Origin of the sequence: Streptomyces sp. NPDC020996 (genome assembly GCF_040641355.1) — a bacterium.
Lineage (GTDB): Bacteria > Actinomycetota > Actinomycetes > Streptomycetales > Streptomycetaceae > Streptomyces.
In genome coordinates this window covers 94,059-118,304 of the sequence record NZ_JBFADM010000004.1, presented here as the reverse complement: position 1 = coordinate 118,304, position 24,246 = coordinate 94,059, and the positions used below count along the sequence as shown (strand labels likewise).

The 24,246-nt window shown below is 74.1% G+C and carries 17 protein-coding genes; 14 read left to right on the top strand and 3 right to left on the bottom strand.

What is annotated here, in order from left to right; all coding sequences use genetic code 11:
• The first annotated feature begins 44 nt into the window (after positions 1-44).
• Complete coding sequence (locus AB0G63_RS04570; RefSeq protein WP_360744149.1) at positions 45-1,016, top strand: WD40 repeat domain-containing protein; 972 nt, start codon at positions 45-47, stop codon at positions 1,014-1,016.
• A 228-nt stretch (positions 1,017-1,244) separates the two neighbouring features.
• On the top strand, positions 1,245-2,768 hold the full coding sequence (locus AB0G63_RS04565; RefSeq protein WP_360744146.1) for a cellulase family glycosylhydrolase: 1,524 nt from the start codon (positions 1,245-1,247) through the stop codon (positions 2,766-2,768).
• Between the two features lie 70 nt (positions 2,769-2,838).
• On the opposite strand, the gene serC is transcribed toward AB0G63_RS04565, so the two are convergent.
• Positions 2,839-3,957 (bottom strand): phosphoserine transaminase, encoded by a 1,119-nt coding sequence (serC, locus tag AB0G63_RS04560; protein ID WP_360744143.1) that lies wholly within the window; start codon positions 3,955-3,957, stop codon positions 2,839-2,841.
• 471 nt (positions 3,958-4,428) lie between these two features.
• Between serC and AB0G63_RS04555 the strand changes: the two genes are divergently transcribed.
• Complete coding sequence (locus AB0G63_RS04555; protein ID WP_360744140.1) at positions 4,429-7,371, top strand: FAD-binding and (Fe-S)-binding domain-containing protein; 2,943 nt, start codon at positions 4,429-4,431, stop codon at positions 7,369-7,371.
• Between the two features lie 138 nt (positions 7,372-7,509).
• Positions 7,510-8,436, top strand: coding sequence for an EamA family transporter (locus AB0G63_RS04550; RefSeq protein ID WP_360744137.1), 927 nt, complete (start codon positions 7,510-7,512; stop codon positions 8,434-8,436).
• Between the two features lie 123 nt (positions 8,437-8,559).
• Here the strand turns inward: AB0G63_RS04550 and AB0G63_RS04545 are convergent, their stop codons facing one another.
• Positions 8,560-9,324 carry a methyltransferase domain-containing protein gene (locus AB0G63_RS04545; protein ID WP_360744134.1) on the bottom strand — a complete coding sequence of 255 codons (765 nt, stop codon included), beginning with the start codon at positions 9,322-9,324 and terminating at the stop codon, positions 8,560-8,562.
• A gap of 150 nt (positions 9,325-9,474) precedes the next feature.
• On the opposite strand from AB0G63_RS04545, the gene AB0G63_RS04540 reads away from it, so the two are divergent.
• Genes AB0G63_RS04540 through AB0G63_RS04505 form a run of 8 tightly spaced genes read left to right on the top strand, consistent with a single transcriptional unit; the run spans position 9,475 to position 19,602 of the window.
• Entirely contained in the window at positions 9,475-10,269 is a 795-nt protein-coding gene (locus AB0G63_RS04540) for a TIGR03084 family metal-binding protein (RefSeq protein WP_360744131.1), read from the top strand.
• Complete coding sequence (locus AB0G63_RS04535) at positions 10,266-11,942, top strand: acyclic terpene utilization AtuA family protein (protein ID WP_360744128.1); 1,677 nt, start codon at positions 10,266-10,268, stop codon at positions 11,940-11,942. The genes AB0G63_RS04540 and AB0G63_RS04535 overlap by 4 nt, the downstream gene beginning before the upstream one ends.
• Complete coding sequence (locus AB0G63_RS04530; protein ID WP_360744125.1) at positions 11,939-13,537, top strand: carboxyl transferase domain-containing protein; 1,599 nt, start codon at positions 11,939-11,941, stop codon at positions 13,535-13,537. Before AB0G63_RS04535 ends, AB0G63_RS04530 begins: the two co-directional genes overlap by 4 nt.
• 5 nt (positions 13,538-13,542) lie before the next feature.
• The gene (locus tag AB0G63_RS04525; protein WP_360744122.1) at positions 13,543-15,519 is read left to right on the top strand and encodes a biotin carboxylase N-terminal domain-containing protein; all 1,977 of its coding nucleotides are present in this window, start codon (positions 13,543-13,545) and stop codon (positions 15,517-15,519) included.
• On the top strand, positions 15,516-16,676 hold the full coding sequence (locus tag AB0G63_RS04520) for an acyl-CoA dehydrogenase family protein (protein ID WP_360744119.1): 1,161 nt from the start codon (positions 15,516-15,518) through the stop codon (positions 16,674-16,676). The genes AB0G63_RS04525 and AB0G63_RS04520 overlap by 4 nt, the downstream gene beginning before the upstream one ends.
• 21 nt (positions 16,677-16,697) lie before the next feature.
• Positions 16,698-18,266, top strand: coding sequence for a 4-coumarate--CoA ligase family protein (locus tag AB0G63_RS04515; RefSeq protein ID WP_360744114.1), 1,569 nt, complete (start codon positions 16,698-16,700; stop codon positions 18,264-18,266).
• Positions 18,263-18,997 carry an enoyl-CoA hydratase family protein gene (locus tag AB0G63_RS04510; RefSeq protein ID WP_360744111.1) on the top strand — a complete coding sequence of 245 codons (735 nt, stop codon included), beginning with the start codon at positions 18,263-18,265 and terminating at the stop codon, positions 18,995-18,997. Before AB0G63_RS04515 ends, AB0G63_RS04510 begins: the two co-directional genes overlap by 4 nt.
• Positions 18,985-19,602, top strand: coding sequence for a TetR/AcrR family transcriptional regulator (locus tag AB0G63_RS04505; protein WP_360744108.1), 618 nt, complete (start codon positions 18,985-18,987; stop codon positions 19,600-19,602). The genes AB0G63_RS04510 and AB0G63_RS04505 overlap by 13 nt, the downstream gene beginning before the upstream one ends.
• Positions 19,603-19,746: 144 nt before the next feature.
• Here AB0G63_RS04505 and AB0G63_RS04500 read toward each other — a convergent pair whose 3' ends face one another.
• Positions 19,747-20,850, bottom strand: coding sequence for a citrate synthase 2 (locus tag AB0G63_RS04500; protein ID WP_360744105.1), 1,104 nt, complete (start codon positions 20,848-20,850; stop codon positions 19,747-19,749).
• A gap of 409 nt (positions 20,851-21,259) precedes the next feature.
• Between AB0G63_RS04500 and pdxH the strand changes: the two genes are divergently transcribed.
• Together pdxH and AB0G63_RS04490 are read left to right on the top strand one after the other, a co-directional pair.
• Entirely contained in the window at positions 21,260-21,889 is a 630-nt protein-coding gene (gene pdxH / locus AB0G63_RS04495; protein WP_360744496.1) for a pyridoxamine 5'-phosphate oxidase, read from the top strand.
• A 468-nt stretch (positions 21,890-22,357) separates the two neighbouring features.
• On the top strand, positions 22,358-23,767 hold the full coding sequence (locus AB0G63_RS04490) for a PAS domain-containing protein (protein WP_360744102.1): 1,410 nt from the start codon (positions 22,358-22,360) through the stop codon (positions 23,765-23,767).
• The last annotated feature ends 479 nt before the right edge of the window (positions 23,768-24,246 follow it).

Below are 24,246 nucleotides of genomic sequence, written 5' to 3'. Positions count from 1 at the left end.
GACACGCCTGCGTGAACGGGCCGCGGGGATGGCAGTCTTGGGCCATGCGCCGATCGTTCGCTCTCCTCGCCGGGATCCTGCTCACGGGTGCCTGCGCGCTGCCCGCCGCCGCCGCGGGCGGCGACCAGTCGTTCACCATCAAGGACCCGCGCATCACGGAGTCCAGCGGCCTCGCCGCCTCCCGCCTGCACCCCGGCATCTACTGGACCCACAACGACAGCGACGACGGCCCCTACCTGTACGCGGTGGACAGCGCCACCGGCCGGACCGTCGCCCGCGTCACCCTGACCGGCGTCGGCTCGCCGCGCGACGTCGAGGCGATCTCCATCGGCCCCGGCAACCAGATCTACGTCGGCGACATCGGCGACAACCTCGGCGGCAAGTGGCCGTACGTGTGGATCTACCGGCTGCCCGAGCCGAAGAAGCTGACCGACCAGACCGTGCGGGCCACGCAGTACGTGGTGAAGTACGCGGACGGCGCCCGCGACGCCGAGTCGCTCGTGGTCGACCCGAAGACCGGCCGCGCCTACATCATCGACAAGAACGAGGACGGCGGGCACCTCTACCAGGGCCCGGCCACCCTGTCGCCGTCCGGCGCGAACGTCTTCCGCCCGGTCGCCACCGTCGACCTGTGGGCCACCGACGCGGCCCTCTCCCCGGACGGCAAACGGCTCGCCGTGCGCGGCTACTTCGGCGGGATCTGGTACGACTTCGACGCCGGCCGGATCAAGCGGGAGGGCCGCCTCGACGTGCCCCTCCAGGGCCAGGGCGAGTCCGTCAGCTACTCCGCCGACGGATCGAAGCTCCTGTACGGCAGCGAGGGCGCGAGCAGTTCCGTGCAGGCGGAGGACGCGCCCGGCGCCGGCAGCGGCAAGTCCCCCTCGGGAAGCGCCGGTTCGGGTGCTGCGGGGGACAGCGGCGACGGCCTCGGCTCCACCTTCAAGACCGGCGCCCTCGCCGTGGCCGTCGCCGCGGCGGCCCTCTTCGGCCTCCGGCGGCTGGTGCGTCGCCGCTGAAGTCCTCGGAAGTTGACGGAAGTCCTCGGAAGTTCGCGGAAGTTCGCGGAAGTCCGCGGAAGTCCGGGGAGCTTCGCGGAAGTCCGGGCAGCTTCGCGGAAGTTCGCGTCCGAGCGCTGTGCGATGTCTTGACGTGGGCATGGTGTGTCAGTTTCCTGGGGGGTGCGTGGTGTGGTGGGAGCGCTCCCATCGGTTCCGGGCCCGCGCCTGTCGAGAGGACCCAGGCACATGTTCCGCAGCTTGCGAAGAGCGCTGTGCGCCGCCGCGGCGCTGTTGTTACCGCTGGCCGGCGCGCACACCGCGCACGCCGCCGGCACCGCCGACACGGCCGGTGCGGGCTACTGGCACACCAGTGGCCGGCAGATCCTCGACGCGGCCGGGCAGCCCGTCCGGATCGCCGGCATCAACTGGTTCGGCTTCGAGACCGGCAACCACGTCGTCCACGGCCTGTGGTCCCGCGACTACAAGAGCATGATCGACCAGATGAAGTCGCTGGGCTACAACACCATCCGGCTGCCCTACAGCGACGACATCCTCAAGTCCGGGACCGCCCCCGACAGCATCGACTTCTCCGGCGGCAAGAACGCCGACCTGCAGGGCCTCACCTCCCTCCAGGTCATGGACAAGCTCGTCGCCTACGCCGGCCAGGACGGGATGAAGGTCATCCTCGACCGCCACCGCCCGGACTCCGGCGGCCAGTCGGCGCTCTGGTACACGGCGTCGGTGCCGGAGTCGACCTGGATCGCCAACCTCAAGTCCCTGGCCTCCCGTTACGCCGGCAACTCCACCGTCATCGGCATCGACCTGCACAACGAGCCGCACGACCCCGCCTGCTGGGGCTGCGGGGACACGACGAAGGACTGGCGCCTGGCCGCCCAGCGGGGCGGCAACGCGGTGCTCTCCGTCAACCCCGAACTGCTCATCTTCGTGGAGGGCGTGCAGACCTACGACGGCGTCTCCGGCTGGTGGGGCGGCAACCTGATGGGCGTCGCGCAGTACCCGGTGCAGCTCGACGTGGCGAACCGGGTCGTGTACTCCGCCCACGACTACGCCACCAGCGTCGCCCAGCAGAGCTGGTTCAGCGATCCGTCGTTCCCCGCCAACATGCCCGGGGTGTGGGACAAGTACTGGGGCTACATCTTCAAGCAGAACATCGCGCCCGTGTGGATCGGCGAGTTCGGCACCACGCTCCAGTCGACGGTGGACCAGAAGTGGCTGGCCGCGCTGGTGAGTTACCTGCGGCCGACGTCGACGTACGGCGCCGACTCCTTCCAGTGGACGTTCTGGTCCTGGAATCCCAACTCCGGTGACACCGGCGGGATCCTGAAGGACGACTGGAACACCGTGGACACCGTCAAGGACGGCTACCTGGCGAGCATCAAGGCGTCCGGGTTCCCGGGCAGCGGCGGCGGGAGCGGCGGCGGTGGCGGCACGGGAGGCGGCGGTTCGACGGCCGCCTGCAGCGCCGCCTACACCGTCAGCAGCGACTGGGGCGGCGGCTTCAACGCCGAGGTGAAGGTGACCAACACCGGGACGACCGCGCTGTCGTCCTGGAAGGTGACCTGGACGTGGAGCGGCTCCCAGCAGGTCACGAGCATGTGGAACGCCTCGTACACGCAGTCCGGTTCGACCGTGACCGCGGTGAACGCCGCGCACAACGGCAGCCTGGCCGCGGGCGCTTCGGCGACCTTCGGGTTCGGCGGCGCGCCCGGCGGCGGCACCGTGCCGAACGTGAGCTGCACGGCCGCATGACAGAAGGGCGCCCGGTGGACACCGGGCGCCCTTCAGCCGCGTACGCGAGCGAACGAAGCGAGGGAAGCGGTCAGAGCTTCTCGATCACGTAGTCGACGCACTTCGTCAGCGCCTCGACGTCCGCCGGGTCGATCGCCGGGAACATCGCCACCCGCAGCTGGTTGCGGCCGAGCTTGCGGTACGGCTCGGTGTCGACGATGCCGTTGGCGCGCAGGACCTTGGCGACGGCGGCGGCGTCGATCTCGTCCGAGAAGTCGATCGTGCCGATGACCTGCGAGCGCTTGGCCGGGTCGGCGACGAACGGGTTCGCGTACTTGATGTCCTCGGCCCAGCCGTACAGCGTGCGCGCGGAGGTGGCGGTGCGGCGGACCGCCCAGTCCAGGCCGCCCTGGCCGTTGAGCCACTCCAGCTGCTGGTTCAGCAGGAAGAGGGTGGCGAGCGCCGGGGTGTTGTACGTCTGGTTCTTGCGGGAGTTGTCGATCGCCGTCGGCAGGCTGAAGAACTCCGGGACGTGACGGCCGGAGGCGTGCACGCGCTCGGCCCGCTCGATCGCGGCCGGGGAGAAGACGCCGATCCACAGGCCGCCGTCGGAGGCGAAGGACTTCTGCGGGGCGAAGTAGTAGACGTCCGTCTCGGCGATGTCGACCGGCAGGCCGCCGGCGCCGGAGGTGGCGTCGACCAGGACCAGGGCGCCCTCGTCGGCGCCGGCCACCCGCTTGATCGGCATGGCGACGCCGGTCGAGGTCTCGTTGTGCGTGAAGGCGTAGACGTCCACGCCCGCCTCGGCCTCGGGCTCGGGGTGCGTGCCCGGGTCGGCGGCGATGACGGTGGGCTCGGCCAGCCACGGGGCGAGCTTGGCGGCCTTGGCGAACTTCGAGGAGAACTCGCCGAAGCTGAGGTGCTGCGACTTGTTCTCGATCAGGCCGTGGGTCGCGATGTCCCAGAAGGCCGTCGAGCCGCCGTTGCCGAGGATGACCTCGTAGCCGTCGGGCAGCTGGAACAGCTCGGAGATGCCCTCGCGCACCTTGCCGACCAGGTTCTTCACCGGAGCCTGACGGTGGGAGGTGCCGAGGAGGGAGGTGCCGGTCGCGGCGAGGGCGTCCAGCGCCTCCGTCCGCACCTTGGAGGGACCCGCGCCGAAACGTCCGTCCGCGGGCTTGATGTCAGAAGGAATCTGGATCTCAGCCACGACTGGAGGGTATCCGCTGCGGGAAACCTGGGCGAAACGTCGTCCGTCGGATGAGACGCGTGTCTCGGCGGGCGTCCCCGGGGGGCGGCGGGCGTCCGGATGGCGGGCGGCCCGCCGGACACCCGCCGGTTCGCTGGGCGCTTGCCGGTTCGCCGGGCGCGGGTGGTCCGGCGGACGCGCCTGGTCCGCCGGGCGGTGGCCTGCTGGCGGGCGGCGGCCTGTCCGCTGGACGTGGCCGGTTCGCTGGAGGTGACCGGTTCGCCGGATGCCGGCCGGTTCGCTGGACACACGTCTGTTCGGCGGGCGTGGCTGCTTTGCCTGGCGCTCGCCGGTTCGCCGGGCGGCGGTCGGTTTGCCGGGTGTCCGGGGGCGTCGGGCGCGGCCGGTTCGTCGAGCGTCCGCCGGTTCGCCGGGCGGGGCCGCTTCGCCGGGCGGGGCCGCTTCGGGGGCGGTGGCTGGTTTGCTGGGGGGATGAGCGATCTCGAGAGCGAGCTGCGTTCCGCCGTGCGGGGCGAGGTGGGCTTCGACGTCACCGCCCGCGCGCTCGTCACCATGGACGCCTCCAACTACCGCCGGGTCCCGCTCGGGGTCGTCGCGCCGTACGACGCCGACGACGTCGCCGCCGTACTGGAGGTGTGCCGGACGTACGGGGTGCCCGTCGTCGCGCGGGGCGGGGGCACCTCGATCGCCGGGCAGGCGACCGGCGCGGGGGTCGTGCTGGACTTCACCCGGCACATGAACCGGCTGGTCTCCCTCGACGCGGAGTCCCGTACCGCCCTCGTACAGCCCGGCCTCGTCCTCGACCGGCTCCAGGAGGCCGCCGCCCCGCACGGGCTGCGCTTCGGACCCGACCCCTCCACGCACAGCCGCTGCACGCTCGGCGGCATGATCGGCAACAACTCCTGCGGCGCGCACTCGGTGGCCTGGGGGACGACGGCCGACAACGTGCGGGAGCTGGCCGTCGTCACCGCGCGCGGGCAGCGGCTGCGGCCCGGGCCGGGCTGGGCCGGGGCGCCGGAGGGCCTGGGCGGCCTGGTGGAGGCGGAGCGGGCGCGGCTGCGGACCGGGTTCCCGGAGCTGCCCCGCCGTATCTCCGGGTACGCGCTGGACGCGCTGCTGCCCGAGCGGGGCGCCGACGTGGCCCGGTCCCTGTGCGGCTCGGAGGGCACGCTGGCTGTGCTGACCGAGGCGGTCGTACGGCTCGTCGGGGCGCCACGCGCGCGTGCGCTCGCCGTCCTCGGGTACGCCGACGAGAGCGCCGCCGCCGAGGCCGCGGCCGGGCTGCGGGCATGGGCGTCGACCCGTCCGGGCGGAGCCGGGAGCGGCGGAGGGCCGCTCACGCTGGAGGGGATGGCGGCCGACCTGGTGCCGACGGCGGCCGAGCTGCCGCGGGGCGGCGCCTGGCTGTTCGTTGAGACGGGCGGCGAGTCGGAAGCCGAGGCACGCGCGCGTGCGGAGGCGGTCGTGCGGGCCGCCGACGTGGTGGACTCCCTGGTGGTGACGGACGAGGCCGGGCAACGGGCGCTGTGGCGCATCCGGGAGGACGCCGCGGGCACCGCCACCCGGATGCCGGACGGCACCGAGGCATGGCCGGGCTGGGAGGACTGCGCGGTGCCGCCCGCCCGGCTCGGGGCGTACCTGCGGGACTTCCGGGGACTGCTGGCCGCCCACGGCCTGCGCGGCACGCCGTACGGGCACTTCGGGGACGGCTGCATCCACGTCCGCATCGACTTCGACCTCCTGACGCCGGCCGGCGTCGGCCGCTTCCGGCGCTTCTCGGAGGAACTCGCCGACCTGGTGGTGGCGCACGGCGGCTCGCTGTCCGGGGAGCACGGTGACGGGCAGGCGCGGGCCGAGCTGCTGCCGCGGATGTACGGCGAGGAGATGGTCGCCCTCTTCGAGCGGGTCAAGGGCGTCTGGGACCCCGACGGCCTGCTCAACCCCGGCATGCTGGTCCGCCCGGCCCCGCTGGACTCCGGCCTGCGCTTCGCCGTCCTGCCGCGCGAGCCGGTCGACGTGGCCTTCGGCTACCCGGCGGACGGCGGCGACTTCACTGCGGCCGTACGGCGGTGCGTCGGCGTCGCCAAGTGCCGTACGCAGACGGCGTCCGGACCGGCCGTCATGTGCCCGTCCTTCCGGGTCACCGGCGAGGAGGAGCACTCCACGCGCGGGCGGGCCCGGCTGCTGCACGAGATGCTGGCCGGTGAACTGGTCACCGACGGCTGGCGGTCGACGGAGGTCCGCGACGCCCTGGACCTGTGCCTGGGCTGCAAGGGCTGCCGCTCCGACTGCCCGGCCGGTGTGGACATGGCCACCTACAAGGCGGAGTTCCTGCACCACCACTACGCCGGCCGGCGCCGCCCGGCCGCCCACCACAGCATGGGCCGGCTGCCGGAGTGGCTGCGCTGGACGGCCCGGACCCGCACCGCCGGGCTCGTCAACGCCCTCGCCGCCGTACCGCCGTTGGCGTGGGCGGCGAAACGGCTCGGCGGGATCGCGCCCGAACGGCGGATTCCGCGGCTGGCGACGCGCACGTTCACCCGGTGGTGGCGCGGGCGGGCCGGAGCGGCTTCCGGCCCCGGGGAACTGGTCGTGCTGTGGCCGGACACCTTCACCGAGCACTTCTCGCCCGAGGTGGGGCGGGCGGCGGTGTGCGTGCTGGAGGCGGCCGGGCTGCGGGTGGCGCTCCCGCCGACGCTGCGGCTCACCCGGCCGCCGGTGGGCGACGGCACGTCCACCGTCCTGAACCCCCTCCAGGTGCTGCGCGGCCGGGGCCGCGTCTGCTGCGGGCTGACATACGTCTCCACCGGGCAGCTCGACCGGGCCCGCGCGGTGCTGCGCCGCACCCTCGACCTGATGGAACCGGTCCTTCAGGCCGCCGTCCCGGTCGTCGTGCTGGAGCCGAGCTGCGCGGCCGCCCTCCGCGGCGACCTGCCCGAGCTGCTGCACGACGATCCGCGTGCCGCCCGCCTGGCCTCCCTGGTGCTGACCTTCGCGGAGGCCTTGCAACGCCTGGCGCCGCACTGGACGCCGCCGCGCCTGGACCGCCCCGCCGTCGGCCAGACCCACTGCCACCAGCACGCGGTCCTCGGCGACGACGCCGACCGCCGGCTGCGGCAAGCGGCGGGACTGACGGGCGAGCTGTCCGGCGGCTGCTGCGGGCTCGCGGGCAACTTCGGTTTCGAGCGGGGGCACTTCGAGGTGTCGGTGGCGTGCGCCGAGGAACGGCTGCTGCCGTCGGTGCGGGAGGCGGGGGAGGACGCGGTGATCCTGGCCGACGGGTTCTCCTGCCGTACGCAGCTGGGGCAGTTGGCGGGGGCCCGCGGGCGGCACCTCGCGGAGGTGCTGGCGGACGCGCTGGAGGAGGGTGAGGCGCCGGAGGCCTCCGGGCCCCGGGACCGCCGGACCTCATGAGGGAGTCCTCGGGCACATCGCCCGGCGTCCGCCCACCGAGACAGTCGCGTCCCAGGTTCACACACCTGACGGAGTCCATTACCGTGGACTCCGTAGTGCATCGTGATGAATGAACGAACCCGAGCCCCTGGACCGCCCGTGACCGCCCCTTCCCCCGCCGCAACCCCCTCGCCGACCGGGCTCGGTCCCGTGCCCGCGGGCGGCGTCCCGCACCGCCGCGGCTCACTCGGCCCCGTCGGCCTGGTGCTGGCCGGCGGTGTCTCGGTGCAGTTCGGCGCCGCGCTCGCGGCGAGCCTGATGCCGCGAGCCGGTGCGCTCGGCGTCGTCACCCTGCGGCTGGTGGCGGCGGCGGTGATCCTGCTGCTGGTCTGCCGGCCCCGGCTGCGCGGCCACTCGCGCACGGACTGGGGGACGGTGGTCGTCTTCGGCGTCGTCATGGGCGCGATGAACGCCATGTTCTACCAGGCGGTCGCCCGCATCCCGCTCGGCGCCGCGGTCACCCTGGAGGTACTCGGCCCGCTCGCCCTGTCGGTCCTCGCCTCCCGCCGCGCGGTGAACATGGTCTGGGCCGGGCTCGCCCTCGCCGGCGTCTTCCTCCTCGGCGGTGGGGACTTCGGCGGCCTCGACCCGGCGGGAGCCGGCTTCGCGCTGGGCGCGGGCGCCATGTGGGCGGCGTACATCGTCTTCAGCGCCCGCACCGGCCGGCGCTTCCCGCAGGCCGACGGGCTGGCGCTGGCCATGGGCGTGGCGGCGCTGCTGATGCTGCCGCTGGGGATCGCCGAGTCGGGCGCGAAGCTCACCGACCCGGTGACGATCGGGCTGGGCTCGGCCGTGGCGCTGCTGTCCTCCGTCCTGCCCTACACCCTGGAACTGCTCGCGCTGCGCCGCCTGCCCGCCTCCACCTTCGCGGTCCTGATGAGCCTGGAGCCGGCCCTGGCCGCCACGGCCGGCTTCCTGATCCTCGGCCAGACCCTGTCCGCGGCGCAGGCGGCGGCCGTCGCCCTGGTCATCGCGGCCAGCATGGGCGCGGTACGCACCCAGACGGGCCCGAAAAGCTCGTTGTAGCGCGCCCGCGCCGCCCGTCGTAGCGCGCCCGCGCCGCCCGTCGTAGCGCGCCCGCGCCGCCCGTCGTAGCGCGCCCGCGCCGCCCGTCGTAGCGCGCCCGTCGCGGCGCCCGCCTGGCGACCGTCAGGCGGGCCTCTCCCACACCGACACGTGCTGCCGGCTCTCGCCGGTGAACGGCTCCCGTGTCCAGCCGTCCCACCGGTCACGCAGCCGCATCCCCGCCAGCCGGGCCATCAGGTCCAGCTCCGCGGGCCACACGTAGCGGAACGGGACCGCCAGGTAGGAGCCCCGTCCGTCCGCGACGCGCACGTGGTGCGAGCTCATCGACTGCGTCGCCACGTCGTAGAGGTCGAAGCCCAGCCGCGACCCGTCCACCCGGAACGGCACCGCGTTCTGTCCCGGTGGCAGTCTGCGCAGGTCGGGGACGGTGACCTCGACCACGAAGCAGCCGCCGGGCTCCAGGTGGGCCGCGGCGTTGCGGAAGCACTCCACCTGGGCGTCCTGCGAGGTGAGGTTCATGATCGTGTTGAAGACCAGGTAGGCGACGGAGAAGGCGCCGTCCACCCGCGTCGTCGCGAAGTCCCCGACCGTCACGCCGATCGCGTCCCCGCCCGGCTTGGCCCGCAGCCGCGCCACCATCGCCCGCGACAGGTCGATGCCGTGCACCTCGACGCCCCGCCGGGCCAGCGGCAGCGCGATCCGTCCGGTGCCGATCCCCAGCTCCAGCGCCCGGCCGCCGTGGCCGGCCAGCTCCGCCAGGACGTCGACCGCCGGTTCCACGATCCGTGGGTCGAACATCTCCGCCGTCGACTCGTCGTAGTCCGCCGCGACGGACTCCCCGAAGTAGCCGTCCTCGTCCTCGTTCTCGTCCTCGTTCTCGTTCGCCACCGGACGACCGTACGGCGGTGAACGCGCGCCGCGCTCGTGAATTTCGGGCGTCGGCGGCGCTCGCGCGGCCGACGGGGGCGGCTCCGTACGCGCGAAATTATTCATGCAAGCATGCTTGATTGTTTCTGGCGCCGCTGCCATGCTCCCCCCATGTCCGATCCGACGCCCGTCATCGACGACCTGCGTGACGAGAGTGACGAACTCGACCGTCTCGTGGCCGAGTTGACCCCCGAGCAGTGGGCGCTCGCCACGCCCGCGCCCCGCTGGAGCATCGCCCACCAGATCGCCCACCTCGCCTGGACCGACCACTCGGCCCTGCTCGCCGTGACCGACGCGGTAGCGTTCCACGGCCTGGTCGAGCAGGCGCTCGCCGCACCCGAGTCCTTCGTGGACGACGGCGCCGACGAGGGGGCCAAACTGCCGTCCGAGGAACTGCTGAGCAAATGGCGCGAGGGACGCGCCGCGCTCGACCGGGCGCTGCGCGCGAGCCCGCCCGGCGCCCGTTTCCCCTGGTACGGACCCCCCATGTCGGCCGCCTCCATGGCCACCGGCCGCCTGATGGAGACCTGGGCCCACGGCCAGGACGTGGCCGACGCGCTGGGCGTCGTCCGCACCCCCACCGGCCGGCTCAGGCACGTCGTCCGCATCGGCGTCCGGGCCCGCGACTTCGCCTTCGCCGCCCACGGGCTGCCGGCCCCCGGCGAGGAGTTCCGGGTCGAGCTCGACGCGCCTTCCGGAGAGGTGTGGACGTTCGGTCCGGAAGACGCCGCGCAGCGGGTCACCGGTCCCGCGCTCGACTTCTGTCTGCTGGTCACCCAGCGCGCCCACCGTGACGACCTCGCCGTGCGCGCGGAGGGCCCCGACGCCGACCGCTGGCTCGGCATCGCCCAGGCGTTCGCGGGGCCGCCCGGCGCGGGCCGCCCGCCGAAGGGGGCCGGCGCGTGAGCGTGCTGCGCATCGGCAACGCCTCCGGCTTCTACGGCGACCGCTTCGACGCCGTGCGCGAGATGCTCACCGGCGGCGAGCTGGACGTCCTGACCGGCGACTACCTCGCCGAGCTGACCATGCTCATCCTGGGCCGGGACCGGCTGAAGGACCCCGGCGCCGGGTACGCCCGCACCTTCCTGCGCCAGCTGGAGGAGTGTCTCGGGCTCGCCCACGAGCGGGGCGTGCGCCTCGTCACCAACGCCGGCGGGCTGAACCCCGCCGGACTCGCCGACCGGGTGCGGGAGCTGGCCGCACGGCTCGGCGTCCCGGTCCGGGTCGCGCACGTCGAGGGCGACGACCTCACCGCCGCCCACCCCGGCGCCCTGGCCGCCCACGCCTACCTCGGCGGCTTCGGCATCGCGGCCTGCCTGCGGGAGGGCGCCGACATCGTGGTCACCGGGCGGGTGACGGACGCGGCGCTGGTCACCGGGCCCGCCGCCGCCCACTTCGGCTGGCAGCCGGGGGAGTACGACCGGCTCGCGGGCGCCGTCGTCGCCGGGCACGTCCTGGAGTGCGGGACGCAGGCCACCGGCGGGAACTACGCCTTCTTCGGCGACGGCGACGTCCGCCGGCCCGGCTTCCCGCTCGCAGAGCTGCACGAGGACGGCAGCTGCGTCGTCACCAAGCACCCCGGCACCGGCGGCTTCGTCGACGTCGGCACCGTCACCGCCCAGCTGCTGTACGAGACGGCGGGCGCCCGGTACGCGGGACCCGACGTCACCGCCCGCCTGGACACCGTACGGCTCACCCAGGACGGGCCCGACCGGGTGCGGATCGACGGGGTGCGCGGCGAGGCCCCGCCGCCGACGCTCAAGGTCGGCCGCAACCGGCTCGGCGGCTTCCGCAACGAGATGACCTTCGTCCTCACCGGCCTCGACGTGGAGGCGAAGGCCGCGCTGGTGCGGGAGCAGATGGCGGACGCGCTCGCCAAGGCCCCGCCCGCCGACGTCCGCTGGGACCTGGTGCGCACCGACCGGCCCGACGCGCCGACCGAGGAGACCGCGAGCGCGCTGCTCCGGCTGGTGGTGCGGGACGCGGACCCGGAGGTGGTCGGACGGGCGCTCAGCGGCGCCGCGATCGAGCTGGCGCTGGCCAGCTACCCCGGCTTCCACGTGCTCGCCCCGCCGGGCAAGGGCGCGCCCTACGGCGTCTTCGAGGCGGCGTACGTCCCGCAGGATGCCGTAGGCCACGAGGCGGTCCTCGACGACGGACGCCGGATCCCGGTGCCGCCGCCCGCCGACGCCCTCGCCCTCGACGAGGTGCCCGAGCCGCCGCTGCCCGAGCCGCCCGAGCCGGGACCCGTCCGGCGCGCCCCGCTCGGCCTGGTCGCCGGGGCCCGCAGCGGCGACAAGGGCGGCAACGCCAACGTGGGCGTGTGGGCGCGCTCGGAGGCGGCCTGGCGGTGGCTCGCGCACGAGCTGACCGCCGACCGGTTCCGGGACCTGATCCCGGAGAGCCGCGCGCTGACGGTCACCCGGCACGCCCTGCCGAACCTGCGCGCCCTGAACTTCGTCGTCGAGGGCGTCCTCGGCGAGGGCGTCGCCGCGCAGGCCCGCTTCGACCCGCAGGCCAAGGCCCTCGGCGAATGGCTGCGCTCCCGCCACCTGGACATCCCGGAGGCCCTGCTGTGACGGTCATCCCGACCACCCTCGACACCCACGCCCCCGAATACCGGGCCAACCGCGAGGCCATGCTCGCCAAGCTCGCCGACCTGGACGCCGAGCACGCCAAGGCGCTCGCGGGCGGCGGCGAGAAGTACGTGCAGCGGCACCGGAAGCGCGGCAAGCTGCTGGCCCGCGAACGCATCGAGCTGCTGCTCGACCCGGACACGCCCTTCCTGGAGCTGTCGCCGCTGGCCGCCTGGGGCAGCGACTACGCCGTCGGCGCCTCCGTCGTCACCGGCATCGGCGTCGTCGAGGGCGTGGAGTGCCTGATCACCGCCAACGACCCGACCGTGCGCGGCGGCGCCAGCAACCCCTGGTCGCTGAAGAAGGCCCTGCGGGCCAACGACATCGCCCTCGCCAACCGGCTGCCCTGCATCAGCCTGGTGGAGTCCGGCGGCGCGGACCTGCCGTCCCAGAAGGAGATCTTCATCCCCGGCGGCGCGATCTTCCGCGACCTCACCCGGCTGTCGGCGGCCGGCATTCCGACGGTCGCGGTCGTCTTCGGCAACTCCACGGCCGGGGGCGCGTACGTGCCCGGCATGTCCGACCACGTGATCATGGTCAAGGAGCGCGCCAAGGTGTTCCTCGGCGGGCCGCCGCTGGTGAAGATGGCCACCGGCGAGGAGAGCGACGACGAGTCGCTGGGCGGCGCCGAGATGCACGCGCGGGTGTCGGGTCTCGCCGACTACTTCGCCGTGGACGAGCACGACGCCCTGCGGCAGGCGCGGCGGGTCGTCGCCCGGCTCAACCACCGCAAGGCCCACCCCGATCCCGGCCCCGCGGCGCCGCCCAAGTACGACGAGGACGAACTGCTCGGCATCGTCCCCGGCGACCTGAAGACCCCCTTCGACCCGCGCGAGGTCATCGCCCGGATCGTCGACGCCTCCGACTTCGACGAGTTCAAGCCGCTGTACGGGACCAGCCTGACGACCGGCTGGGCCACCCTGCACGGCTATCCCGTCGGCATCCTCGCCAACGCGCAGGGCGTGCTGTTCAGCGCGGAGTCGCAGAAGGCCGCCCAGTTCATCCAGCTCGCCAACCAGCGCGACATCCCGCTGCTGTTCCTGCACAACACCACCGGCTACATGGTCGGCAGGGAGTACGAGCAGGGCGGCATCATCAAGCACGGCTCGATGATGATCAACGCCGTCAGCAACAGCCGGGTGCCCCACCTGTCCCTGCTCATGGGCGCCTCCTACGGCGCCGGGCACTACGGCATGTGCGGCCGCGCCTACGACCCGCGCTTCCTGTTCGCCTGGCCCAGCGCCAAGTCGGCCGTCATGGGCCCGCAGCAGCTCGCCGGCGTGCTGTCGATCGTGGCCCGCCAGTCGGCCGCCGCGAAGGGACGCCCCTACGACGACGAGGCGGACGCCGCCCTGCGCGCCATGGTGGAGCAGCAGATCGAGTCCGAGTCGCTGCCGATGTTCCTGTCCGGGCGGCTGTACGACGACGGCGTCATCGACCCGCGCGACACCCGCACCGTCCTCGGCCTGTGCCTGTCCGCCGTGCACACCGCGCCCTTCGAGGGCGCGCGCGGCGGCTTCGGCGTCTTCCGGATGTGAGGTCCATGATCCAGACTCTGCTGGTCGCCAACCGGGGCGAGATCGCCTGCCGGATCTTCCGTACCTGCCGCGAGCTGGGCATCCGGACGGTCGCCGTGCACTCGGACGCCGACGAGAGCGCCCTGCACGCGCGCGTGGCCGACACGGCGGTACGGCTGCCGGGGGCCGCGCCCGCGGAGACGTACCTGCGCGGCGACCTGATCGTGAAGGCGGCCGTCGCCGCCGGCGCCGACGCCGTGCACCCCGGCTACGGCTTCCTGTCCGAGAACGCCGACTTCGCGCGCGCCGTCACCGACGCGGGCCTCAAGTGGATCGGGCCGCCCCCGGAGGCGATCGAGGCGATGGCGTCCAAGACGCGCGCCAAGGAGCTGATGGGGATCGCCCCGCTGGGCGAGGTGACCGAGGCCGACCTGCCGGTGCTGGTGAAGGCGGCCGCGGGCGGCGGGGGGCGCGGGATGCGCGTCGTGCGCCGTCTGGAGGAGCTGGGCGACGCCCTGGAGAGCGCGCGCGCCGAGGCGGCGAGCGCCTTCGGCGACGGCGAGGTCTTCGTCGAGCCGTACGTGGAGGGCGGCCGCCACGTCGAGGTGCAGGTGCTGGCCGACACGCACGGCACCGTGTGGGCGCTCGGCACCCGCGACTGCTCCCTGCAGCGCCGCCACCAGAAGGTGATCGAGGAGGCGCCGGCGCCCGGGCTCTCCGAGCGGCTCGAGGAGGAGTTGCGCGCGCTGGCCGTGCGCGCCGCGCGCGCCGTCGACTACGTGGGCGCCGGCACGGTCGAGTTCCTCGTCGACGGCGACACGGCGCACTTCCTGGAGATGAACACCCGCCTCCAGGTCGAGCACCCCGTCACCGAGGCCGTGTTCGGCGTCGACCTGGTCGCCCTGCAACTGCGCGTCGCCGAGGGCCACGCCCTCGAAGGCGACCCGCCACGCGCGCGCGGCCACGCGATCGAGGCCCGCCTCTACGCCGAGGACCCGGCCGGCGGCTGGGCCCCGCAGACCGGCACCCTGCACCGCCTCGCCGTCCCCGACGGCGTCCGCCTGGACACCGGCTTCACCGACGGCGACACGATCGGCGTCCACTACGACCCGATGCTCGCCAAGGTCGTCGCCCACGCCCCCACCCGCGCCGAGGCCGTCCGCAAGCTGGCCGGCGCCCTGGAGCGGGCGGCCGTGCACGGCCCGGTCACCAACCGGGACCTGCTGGTGCGTTCCCTGCGGCACGAGGAGTTCGCCTCCGCCCGCATGGACACCGGCTTCTACGACCGCCACCTCGCCGCCCTCACCGAGCCAGCCCCCGACCCGTACGCGCCCCTGGCCGCCGCCCTCGCCGACGCCCACGGCCGCTCCCGCTTCGGCGGCTGGCGCAACCTGCCCTCGCAGCCGCAGGTCAAGCGGTACGCGATGGCGGGCGAGGAGCACGAGGTCCGCTACCGGCACACCCGCGAGGGCCTGGCCGCCGACGGCGTCCGCATCGCGCACGCCGACGCGCGGCTGGTGGTCCTGGAGGTGGACGGCGTACGGCGCCGGTTCGAGGTGGCACGCCACGGCGACCGGGTCTACGTGAACGCCACCACGCTCACCGCCCTGCCCCGCTTCCCCGACCCGGCCGATCAGCGGGCCCCCGGCTCGCTGCTCGCCCCCATGCCGGGCACGGTCGTCCGGGTGGCCGAGGGGCTGGCCGAGGGAGCCGCGGTCCGGGCCGGACAGCCGCTGCTCTGGCTGGAGGCGATGAAGATGGAACACAGGATCACAGCGCCCGTCACCGGGACGCTGAGCGCCCTGCACGCCGCACCCGGCCGCCAGGTCGAGGTCGGCGCCCTGCTCGCCGTAGTCGAAGCGGCCGCACCTGAAGCGGCCGCACCTGAAGCGGCCGCACCTGAAGCGGCCGGAGCCGAAGCGTCCGCATCCGGAGCATCCGCAGCCGAAGCGTCCCCACCCGAAGCGTCCGGAGCCGAGAAGTCCGCACAGGAGGACCAGTGAGCGCCACCCTCGAGACGGAAGAACACCAGGCCCTCAGGTCGGCGGTGGCCGCCCTCGGCCGGCGGTACGGCCGCGACTACATCACCGGCCTCGCCCGGGAGGGCCGGCACCCCGACGAACTGTGGGCGGAGGCCGCCAAACTCGGCTACCTGGGCGTCAACCTGCCCGAGGAGTACGGCGGCGGGGGCGGCGGCATCGCCGAACTGTCCATCGTCCTGGAGGAACTCGGCGCCGCGGGCTGCCCGTTGCTGATGATGGTCGTCTCGCCCGCCATCTGCGGCACGGTCATCGCCCGCTTCGGCACCGAGGAGCAGAAGCGGCAGTGGCTGCCCGGCCTCGCCGACGGCACCCGCCGGATGGCCTTCGGCATCACCGAGCCCGACGCCGGCTCCAACAGCCACCGCATCACCACCACCGCCCGCAAGGACGGCGCCGACTGGCTGCTGACCGGCCGCAAGGTCTTCATCTCCGGCGTCGACATCGCGGACGCGACCCTGATCGTCGGCCGCACCGAGGACGCGCGCACCGGCCGCCTCAAGCCGTGCCTGTTCATCGTCCCGCGCGACGCGGACGGCTTCCAGCGGCGCCCCATCGACATGGAACTCAGCGCCGCGGAGAAGCAGTTCGAGCTGGTCCTGGACGACGTGCGGCTGCCCGCCGACGCACTCGTCGGCGACGAGGACGCGGGCCTGCTGCAACTGTTCGCCGGCCTGAACCCCGAGCGCATCATGACGGCCGCCTTCGGCATCGGCATGGGACGCTACGCCCTGTCCCGGGCGGTCCAGTACGCCCGCGAGCGCAGCGTCTGGAAGACGCCCATCGGCGCCCACCAGGCCATCGCGCACCCCCTGGCCCAGGTGCACATCGAGCTCGAACTCGCCCGCCTGATGATGCAGAAGGCGGCCCACCTCTACGACGCCGGGGACGACGTCGGCGCGGGCGAGGCCGCCAACATGGCCAAGTACGCGGCCGCGGAGGCCTGCGTGCGGGCCGTCGACCAGTCCGTGCACACCCTCGGCGGCAACGGCCTCACCCGCGAGTACGGCCTCGCCTCGCTGGTCACCGCGTCGCGGGTGTCCCGGATCGCCCCGGTCAGCAGGGAGATGATCCTCAACTACGTCTCCCACCAGACCCTCGGCCTGCCCAAGTCGTACTGACCCCGCGCGCGAGGAGGAACCGTGTTCCGCAGTGAGTACGCAGACGTCACGCCCGTGGAGCTGCCCATCCACGAGGCGGTCCTCGGCCGGGCCGCCGAGTTCGGCGACGCGCCCGCCCTGATCGACGGCACCGACGGCACCACCCTCAGCTACGAGCAGGTGGACCGCTTCCACCGGCGGGTCGCCGCCGCGCTCGCCGAGGCGGGCGTGCGCAAGGGCGACGTGCTCGCCCTGCACAGCCCCAACACGGTCGCCTTCCCGATCGCCTTCTACGCCGCCACGCGCGCGGGCGCCTCGGTCACCACCGTGCACCCGCTCGCCACCGCCGAGGAGTTCGCCAAGCAGCTGAAGGACTCCGCCGCCCGCTGGATCGTCACCGTCTCCCCGCTGCTGGAGACGGCCCGGCGGGCCGCCGGACTCGCGGGCGGCGTCGAGGAGGTCTTCGTCTGCGACAGCGCGCCCGGTCACCGTTCCCTCATCGACATGCTGGCCTCCGACGCCCCCGAGCCGCAGGTCGACATCGACCCCGTCGAGGACGTCGCGGCGCTGCCGTACTCCTCCGGCACGACCGGCATACCCAAGGGCGTGATGCTCACGCACCGCCAGATCGCCACCAACCTCGCCCAGCTCGAACCGTACGCCGACGCCGGTCCCGGCGACCGGATCCTCGCCGTGCTGCCGTTCTTCCACATCTACGGCCTGACGGCCCTGATGAACGCGCCGCTGCGCAAGGGCGCCACGGTCGTCGTGCTGCCGCGCTTCGACCTGGAGCAGTTCCTCGCGGCCGTCCAGAACCACCGCATCACCGGCCTGTACGTCGCCCCGCCCATCGTCCTGGCCCTCGCCAAGCACCCGCTGGTCGCGCAGTACGACCTGTCGTCGCTGAAGTACATCGTCAGCGCCGCCGCCCCGCTCGACGCGCAGCTCTCGGCCGCCTGCTCCGAACGGCTCGGCCTGCCGCCCGTCGGCCAGGCGTACGGCATGACGGAACTCTCGCCCGGCACCCACGTCGTCCCGCTCGACGCCATGCACGAGGCGCCCCCCGGCACCGTCGGCAAGCTCATCGCCGGCACCGAGATGCGCATCGTCTCCCTCGCCGACCCCGGCAAGGACCTCGGCGTCGGCGAGCCCGGCGAGATCCTCATCCGCGGCCCGCAGGTCATGAAGGGCTACCTGGGCCGCCCCGACGCCACCGCCGCGATGATCGACGAGGACGGCTGGCTGCACACCGGGGACGTCGGCCGGGTGGACGAGGACGGCTGGCTGTTCGTCGTCGACCGCGTCAAGGAACTGATCAAGTACAAGGGCTTCCAGGTCGCCCCCGCCGAGCTGGAGGCGCTGCTGCTGACCCACCCCGGCATCGCGGACGCGGCCGTCATCGGCGTCTACAACGACGACGGCAACGAGGTCCCGCGCGCCTACGTCGTCCGCCAGCCCGACGCGGCCGGCCTGACCGAGGGGGAGGTCATGACGTACGTCGCCGAGCGCGTCGCCCCGTACAAGCGCGTCCGCGAGGTCACCTTCCTCGACGCCGTGCCGCGCGCCGCCTCCGGCAAGATCCTCCGCCGACAGCTCAGGGAGCGCTCATGACGCTGATCACCCGCACCCGCGACCGGGGCGTCGAGACCCTCGGCCTCGACTCCCCGGACAACCGCAACGCCCTGTCGGCCGCTCTGGTGGGCGAGCTGGCCGACGCGCTGACGGACGCCGGCAAGGACAGCGGCGTACGGGCCGTCGTCCTCACCCACACCGGCAACACCTTCAGCGCGGGCGCCGACCTGCGCGACCCGCCGCACCCCGACGCACTGGTCGCCCTGCTGAGGCAGATCGTCGAGCTGCCCAAGCCGGTCGTAGCCCGCGTCACCGGGCACGTGCGGGCGGGCGGCCTGGGCCTGCTGGCCTGCTGCGACATCGCGGCCGCCGCCGGCACCGCCAGCTTCGCCTTCACGGAGGTCCGCATCGGCGTGGCCCCTGCGGTCATCTCCCTGCCCCTGCTGCCCCGCACGGACCCCCGCGCGCTGGCCCGCTACTACCTCACCGGCGAGCGCTTCGACGCCGCCGAGGCGGCCCGCATCGGCCTCGTCACCGCGGCCGGCGACGACGTCGACGCCGTACTGGAACCCGTCCTGGACGGCCTGCGCAGATCCGCCCCCGAGGCCCTGGCCGAGACGAAACGGCTGCTCACGGCTAAGGTGCTGGAGTCATTCGACCGGGACGCGGCCGACCTCACCGCGCTCTCGGCCCGGCTGTTCGCCTCCCCGCAGGCCCGCGAGGGGATGACGGCCTTCCTGGAACGACGGGATCCCCCATGGGTGCTGTGAGCACGAGCCCGGAGGACCGCGTGGAGCGCGTCCCCAAGCAGGACCGCAGCCGGGCCACCCGGCAGCGGCTCCTGGAGGCCGCCGTGGCCTGCCTCGCCGAGCACGGCTGGGCGGGCTCCACGGTCTCCGTCGTCGCCGAACGCGCCGGCGTCTCCCGGGGCGCCGCCCAGCACCACTTCCCGACCCGCGAGGACCTCTTCACGGCGGCCGTCGAGTACGTCGCCGAGGAACGCTCCACCGCGCTGCGCGCCCTGTTCCCGCAGGGTGCGGCGGGCGACCGCCGGGCCGTGGTGGCCGCCCTCGTCGACCTCTACACCGGCCCGATGTTCCGGGCCGCGCTGCACCTGTGGGTGGCCGCCTCCAACGAGGAACAGCTGCGCCCGCGGGTGACCGAGCTGGAGGCCCGCGTCGGCCGCGAGACCCACCGCATCGCCGTGGACCTGCTGGGCGCCGACGAGGCCCGCCCCGGCGTCCGCGAGACCGTCCAGGGCCTGCTGGACATGGCCCGGGGCCTCGGCCTCGCCAACCTGCTCACCGACGACACGGGCCGCCGGGAGCGGGTCGTGGCGCAGTGGGCGGACCTGCTGGACGGCGCGCTGGGCTGACGGCCGCGGCCTGACGGTCGCCGCCTGACGGCCGCGGCCTGACGGTCGCCGCCTGACGGCCGCGGCCTGACGGTCGCCGCCTGACGGCCGCGGCCTGCCGGCCGCCGCCTGACGGCCGCGGCCGCTCAGCCCGGCGCCGGGCGGTCACCGGCCGGCGATGTCCTCGTAGCCCTCGACCTGGCGCGGGTCGCGCGGGCCCGGGCCGACGTAGCGGGCGGACGGGCGGACCAGGCGGCCGGTGCGCTTCTGCTCCAGGATGTGCGCCGACCAGCCCGCGGTGCGGGCGCAGGTGAACATCGACGTGAACATGTGGGCCGGCACCTCGGCGAAGTCCAGGACGATGGCCGCCCAGAACTCCACGTTCGTGGCCAGCACCCGGTCCGGGCGGCGGTTGTGCAGCTCCTCCAGGGCCGCCTTCTCCAGCGCCTCGGCGATCTCGAAGCGCGGGGCGCCCAGTTCGCGGGCGGTGCGGCGCAGCACGCGCGCGCGGGGGTCCTCGGCCCGGTAGACGCGGTGACCGAAGCCCATCAGGCGCTCGCCCCGGTCCAGGGCCTGCCTGACGTACGCCTCCGCGTCGCCGGTCCGCTCGATCTCCTCGATCATGTGCAGCACGCGCGAGGGGGCGCCGCCGTGCAGCGGGCCGGACATGGCCCCCACCGCGCCGGAGAGCGCCGCGGCCACGTCCGCGCCGGTGGAGGCGATGACGCGGGCGGTGAAGGTGGAGGCGTTCATGCCGTGCTCGGCGGCGGACGTCCAGTACGCGTCGACGGCCGCGACGTGCTTGGGGTCCGGCTCGCCCCGCCAGCGGATCATGAAGCGCTCGACGACCGACTGCGCCTTGTCGATCTCCCGCTGCGGCACCATGGGCAGGCCCTGCCCGCGGGCGGACTGGGCGACGTACGACAGCGCCATCACCGCGGCGCGGGCCAGGTCGTCGCGGGCCTGCGCGGCGTCGATGTCGAGGAGCGGTTTCAGGCCCCACACCGGCGCCAGCATCGCCAGCGCCGACTGCACGTCCACGCGGATGTCGCCGGAGTGCACCGGGATCGGGAACGGCTCGGCGGGCGGCAGGCCGGGGTTGAAGGCGCCGTCGACGAGCAGCCCCCAGACGTTGCCGAACGAGACGTGACCGACCAGGTCCTCGATGTCGACGCCCCGGTACCTGAGGGCGCCGCCCTCCTTGTCCGGCTCGGCGATCTCCGTCTCGAACGCGATGACTCCCTCGAGTCCGGGTACGAAGTCGGACATCAGGCGGCTCCTCGTGATGTGGGCGACAGACGGTGTGGTGGAGAGGTGCGGTGGGGACGTGCGGTGGAGAGGTGCGATGAGGACGGGATGACGACCATGTGCCGATGCGGAACAGGGCGGTCCGGCCGGCGGATCCTCGGTCGCTTCCGGACTCGCGGTCCCCGGTGGCCATCCTGGTGATGCCCCGAACGGCGGGCGGTCACCCCACCGGAACGGCATCAGCACGATATCCCTGAGTGCCACCGTTGGGGAGGCTTCGCGGCACTCAGTGCCACACAGTGACGAAGGACACCGTGCCGTGTCCGCCCAGCGGACGCCGTCCGCGGGGATGCCCCGGATGCCCTTCGCACCGATACGGCAAGATGTCGGCGTGAACGCCCACGACGCCGCCGCTCCCGACCCCGCTGCGATGCGAAAGCACTACCGGGCCGAGGGCCTCGCCGAGTCCGACCTGGCGGCCACCCCGGTGCAGCAGTTCGCGCGCTGGTTCGCGCAGGCCGCGCGGGAGGCCCACCTGTTCGAGCCGAACGCCATGATCGTCTCCACGGCGGACGCCCAGGGCCGGCCCAGCTCCCGCACGGTGCTGCTGAAGCAGTTCGACGAGCACGGCTTCGTCTTCTACACCAACTACGAATCCCGCAAGGGACACGACCTCGCCGAGAACCCGCACGTCTCGCTGCTGTTCCCCTGGCACCCGATGGCACGCCAGGTCGTCGTCACGGGCGTCGCGCGCCGCACCGGCCGCGACGAGACGGCCGCCTACTTCCGCAGCCGCCCGCACGGCTCCCAGCTGGGCGCCTGGGCCAGCGCCCAGTCCAGCGTCATCGCCTCCCGCGCCGAGGTCGACGCCGCGTACGCCGAACTCGAGGCCCGCTACCCGGAGGGCGAGCAGGTCCCGGTGCCCCCGCACTGGGGCGGCTTCCGGGTGGCCCCGCAGCGGGTCGAGTTCTGGCAGGGGCGCGAGAACCGCCTGCACGACCGGCTCAGGTACGTCGCGGACGCGGACGGCGGATGGCGGGTGGAGCGGCTGAGCCCGTGAGGGGCCTCGCGAACGCAGACGACCCGCGAACTCGGGTCCCTCCGCCGGGTGGCGGGGGAGCCGGCCGGACGTACCGGCGAGCTCGCGGGTCGGGTGACTGCGTTGGATTGGGCCGGCTGCGTGTGTCGCGCACACGCTGGTCCGGCACCGCACTGTGTGTGGTGGCAGGCCGCTAGCCCGCAGCCACCTCGTGCGTCCGGGTTTCACTCATGTACCCGATCACCTCCCTTCTCACGTGCTCGCCACATTAGGCAGTGGTCCCGCGCGGTTCAACAGGTTTTCGGCGGCGGATCCTCCGGCTCGTGAGAGGCGGCCGGCCGGGGTAGAGAAGGTGGGGAAGAGGATGGGTTGCAACGATTCCCTCAATCTTCTGGAACCCGGTGTGTGCTGGATCACGTTCCAGTTAGATGATGGCGAGTGAGTGAACCGACGCGCCGTGCCTGCGGGCGCAGCTGGGAGGGGGTCCAGGTGAGTGCTTCCCGGCGTAGTGGGACCACCGACGAGCTGGGGCCGGACGAGCCCGAGGGGTCGGGGGCCGCCGCGGGCCCCGACGGCTCCGATCTGCTGGCCGCGCTGCTGGACGGCATGGACGCGGCCCTGTGCGCCTTCGACGCCGACGGGGTGGTGACCCACTGGAACCGCGAGGCGGAGCGGATCCTCGGCTGGACGGCGGCGGAGGCCGTGGGCCGGCCCGGCTTCGCCGGGTGGGCCGTGCGCGAGGCGGACGCCGGTGAGGTCGAGGGGCGGCTGATGTCCGCCATGCGGTCGCCCGGCCGGCAGGTGCACGAGTTCGCGCTGCTGACCAAGGACGGCGGACGGGTGCTCGTACGGACGCAGTCGGCCGCCGTGCGCGGCCCGGACGGCAGGCCGGCGGGCGTGTACTGCGCCTTCAGCGAGGTGCACACGCAGATCGACCTGGAGCGCTCCATCGCGCTGAGCGAGGCGCTGTTCGACGACGCTTCCTGGGGTGTCGTGCTGGTGGACGCCGACCTGCGGCCCGCCGTGGTGAACGCGCACGCGGCCCGGTCGCTCGGCATCGGGCGCACGGCCGCGCTGGGGCGGCCGCTGGGGGAACTGCTCGCCCAGGGCGTCGAGGAACTGGAGAGCGCGCTCACGCACGTCCTGGCGGAGGGCGCGCCGCCCGCGCCCGCGGAGATCTGGGTGAGCGTGCGCACGCCGGAGGGCGAGCGGCGGCGCTGCTGGCGCTGCGGCTTCGTCCGGCTGGCCTCGCCGCTCGCGGAGGAACCGGTGCCGCTGGGCGTCGGCTGGCTGTTCGTGGACGTGACCGAGACCAAGCAGGGCGAGCAGGCGGCGGCGCTGTTCAGGTTCCGTACGAACCAGTTGCACCGGGCGGCGCGCGCCGCCGCCGAGTGCGAGGACCCCGCGGAGGCGGCCACCGTCCACCTCGACTTCGCGCTCGCCGGGTTCGCCGACCACGCGCTGATCGACCGGGTGGCGGGCGGCGCGCTCGCCGACGGGGCGGAGAACGGGCCGGTGCGGCTGGTGCGGGTGGCGGCGACGCCGTCCGGGGCGCCGGGGCCGAGCCTGCTCGGCGGGCAGGCCGGACTGCCCGTGCGGTACGCCGAGGGGCATCCGGCGCTGCAGAGCGTGGAGCGGACCGGGTCGGTGCGGGCGGGCGGCGGTTCGGTGCCGGCCAAGGAGGCGCGGGAGTGGGCGCGGTCCCGGCAGTGGCCCGCGGACACGGTGCACGCCTTGTGCGCGGTGCTGCGCAGCCGCGGGCGGACGCTGGGTGTCGTGACGTTTCTGCGCGGTGCCGGGCGCAGCCAGTTCGAACGGGCCGACGTGGCCTACGCCGAGGACGTCGCGGCGCGGATCGCGGCCGCCCTGGACCTCGCGGACGCAGTGGGGCGGCGGTAGGGGACAGGGCGACAGGGGACTGACAGGGCGGCCGGGCACAAGGGGCAGGCGAGGGCACGCGGCCGGGCACGACGCTGCGGCGACTACCGGCAGCGCCGGCGGCCCGTACGGCGCCCGCGCCGCCGTCGGTGGCAGCTGTCGGCGGCGCCGGGCCAGGGGGTCGGCGTCCTGCACGCCGATGTCGGCCGTCGACCGGTCGGCGGTGGCTGGGCTGCCGTCCGTCTCACTGGCCTCACGGGCCTCGCCCGTCGGCCGGAACGGCTGAACGGTCGGCCCCGCAGCCGGCAGTCGTCCGCGGGCGGTGCCGGCGGCCCGTACGGCGCCCGCGCCGCCGTCGGTGGCAGCTGTCGGCGGCGCCGGGCCAGGGGGTCGGCGTCCTGCATGCCGATGTCGGCCGTCGACCGGTCGGCGGTGGCTGGGCTGCCGTCCGTCTCACTGGCCTCACGGGCCTCGCCCGTCGGCCGGAACGGCTGAACGGT

Bases quoted from the DNA above. Each gene is read 5' to 3' on its own strand.
- AB0G63_RS04570 (WP_360744149.1), top strand. From the start codon at position 45: ATGCGCCGATCGTTCGCTCTCCTCGCCGGGATCCTGCTCACGGGTGCC.
- AB0G63_RS04565 (WP_360744146.1), top strand. From the start codon at position 1,245: ATGTTCCGCAGCTTGCGAAGAGCGCTGTGCGCCGCCGCGGCGCTGTTG.
- AB0G63_RS04525 (WP_360744122.1), top strand. From the start codon at position 13,543: ATGATCCAGACTCTGCTGGTCGCCAACCGGGGCGAGATCGCCTGCCGG.
- AB0G63_RS04540 (WP_360744131.1), top strand. From the start codon at position 9,475: ATGTCCGATCCGACGCCCGTCATCGACGACCTGCGTGACGAGAGTGAC.
- AB0G63_RS04555 (WP_360744140.1), top strand. From the start codon at position 4,429: ATGAGCGATCTCGAGAGCGAGCTGCGTTCCGCCGTGCGGGGCGAGGTG.
- pdxH (WP_360744496.1), top strand. From the start codon at position 21,260: ATGCGAAAGCACTACCGGGCCGAGGGCCTCGCCGAGTCCGACCTGGCG.
- AB0G63_RS04500 (WP_360744105.1), bottom strand. From the start codon at position 20,850: ATGTCCGACTTCGTACCCGGACTCGAGGGAGTCATCGCGTTCGAGACG.
- AB0G63_RS04510 (WP_360744111.1), top strand. From the start codon at position 18,263: ATGACGCTGATCACCCGCACCCGCGACCGGGGCGTCGAGACCCTCGGC.
- AB0G63_RS04505 (WP_360744108.1), top strand. From the start codon at position 18,985: ATGGGTGCTGTGAGCACGAGCCCGGAGGACCGCGTGGAGCGCGTCCCC.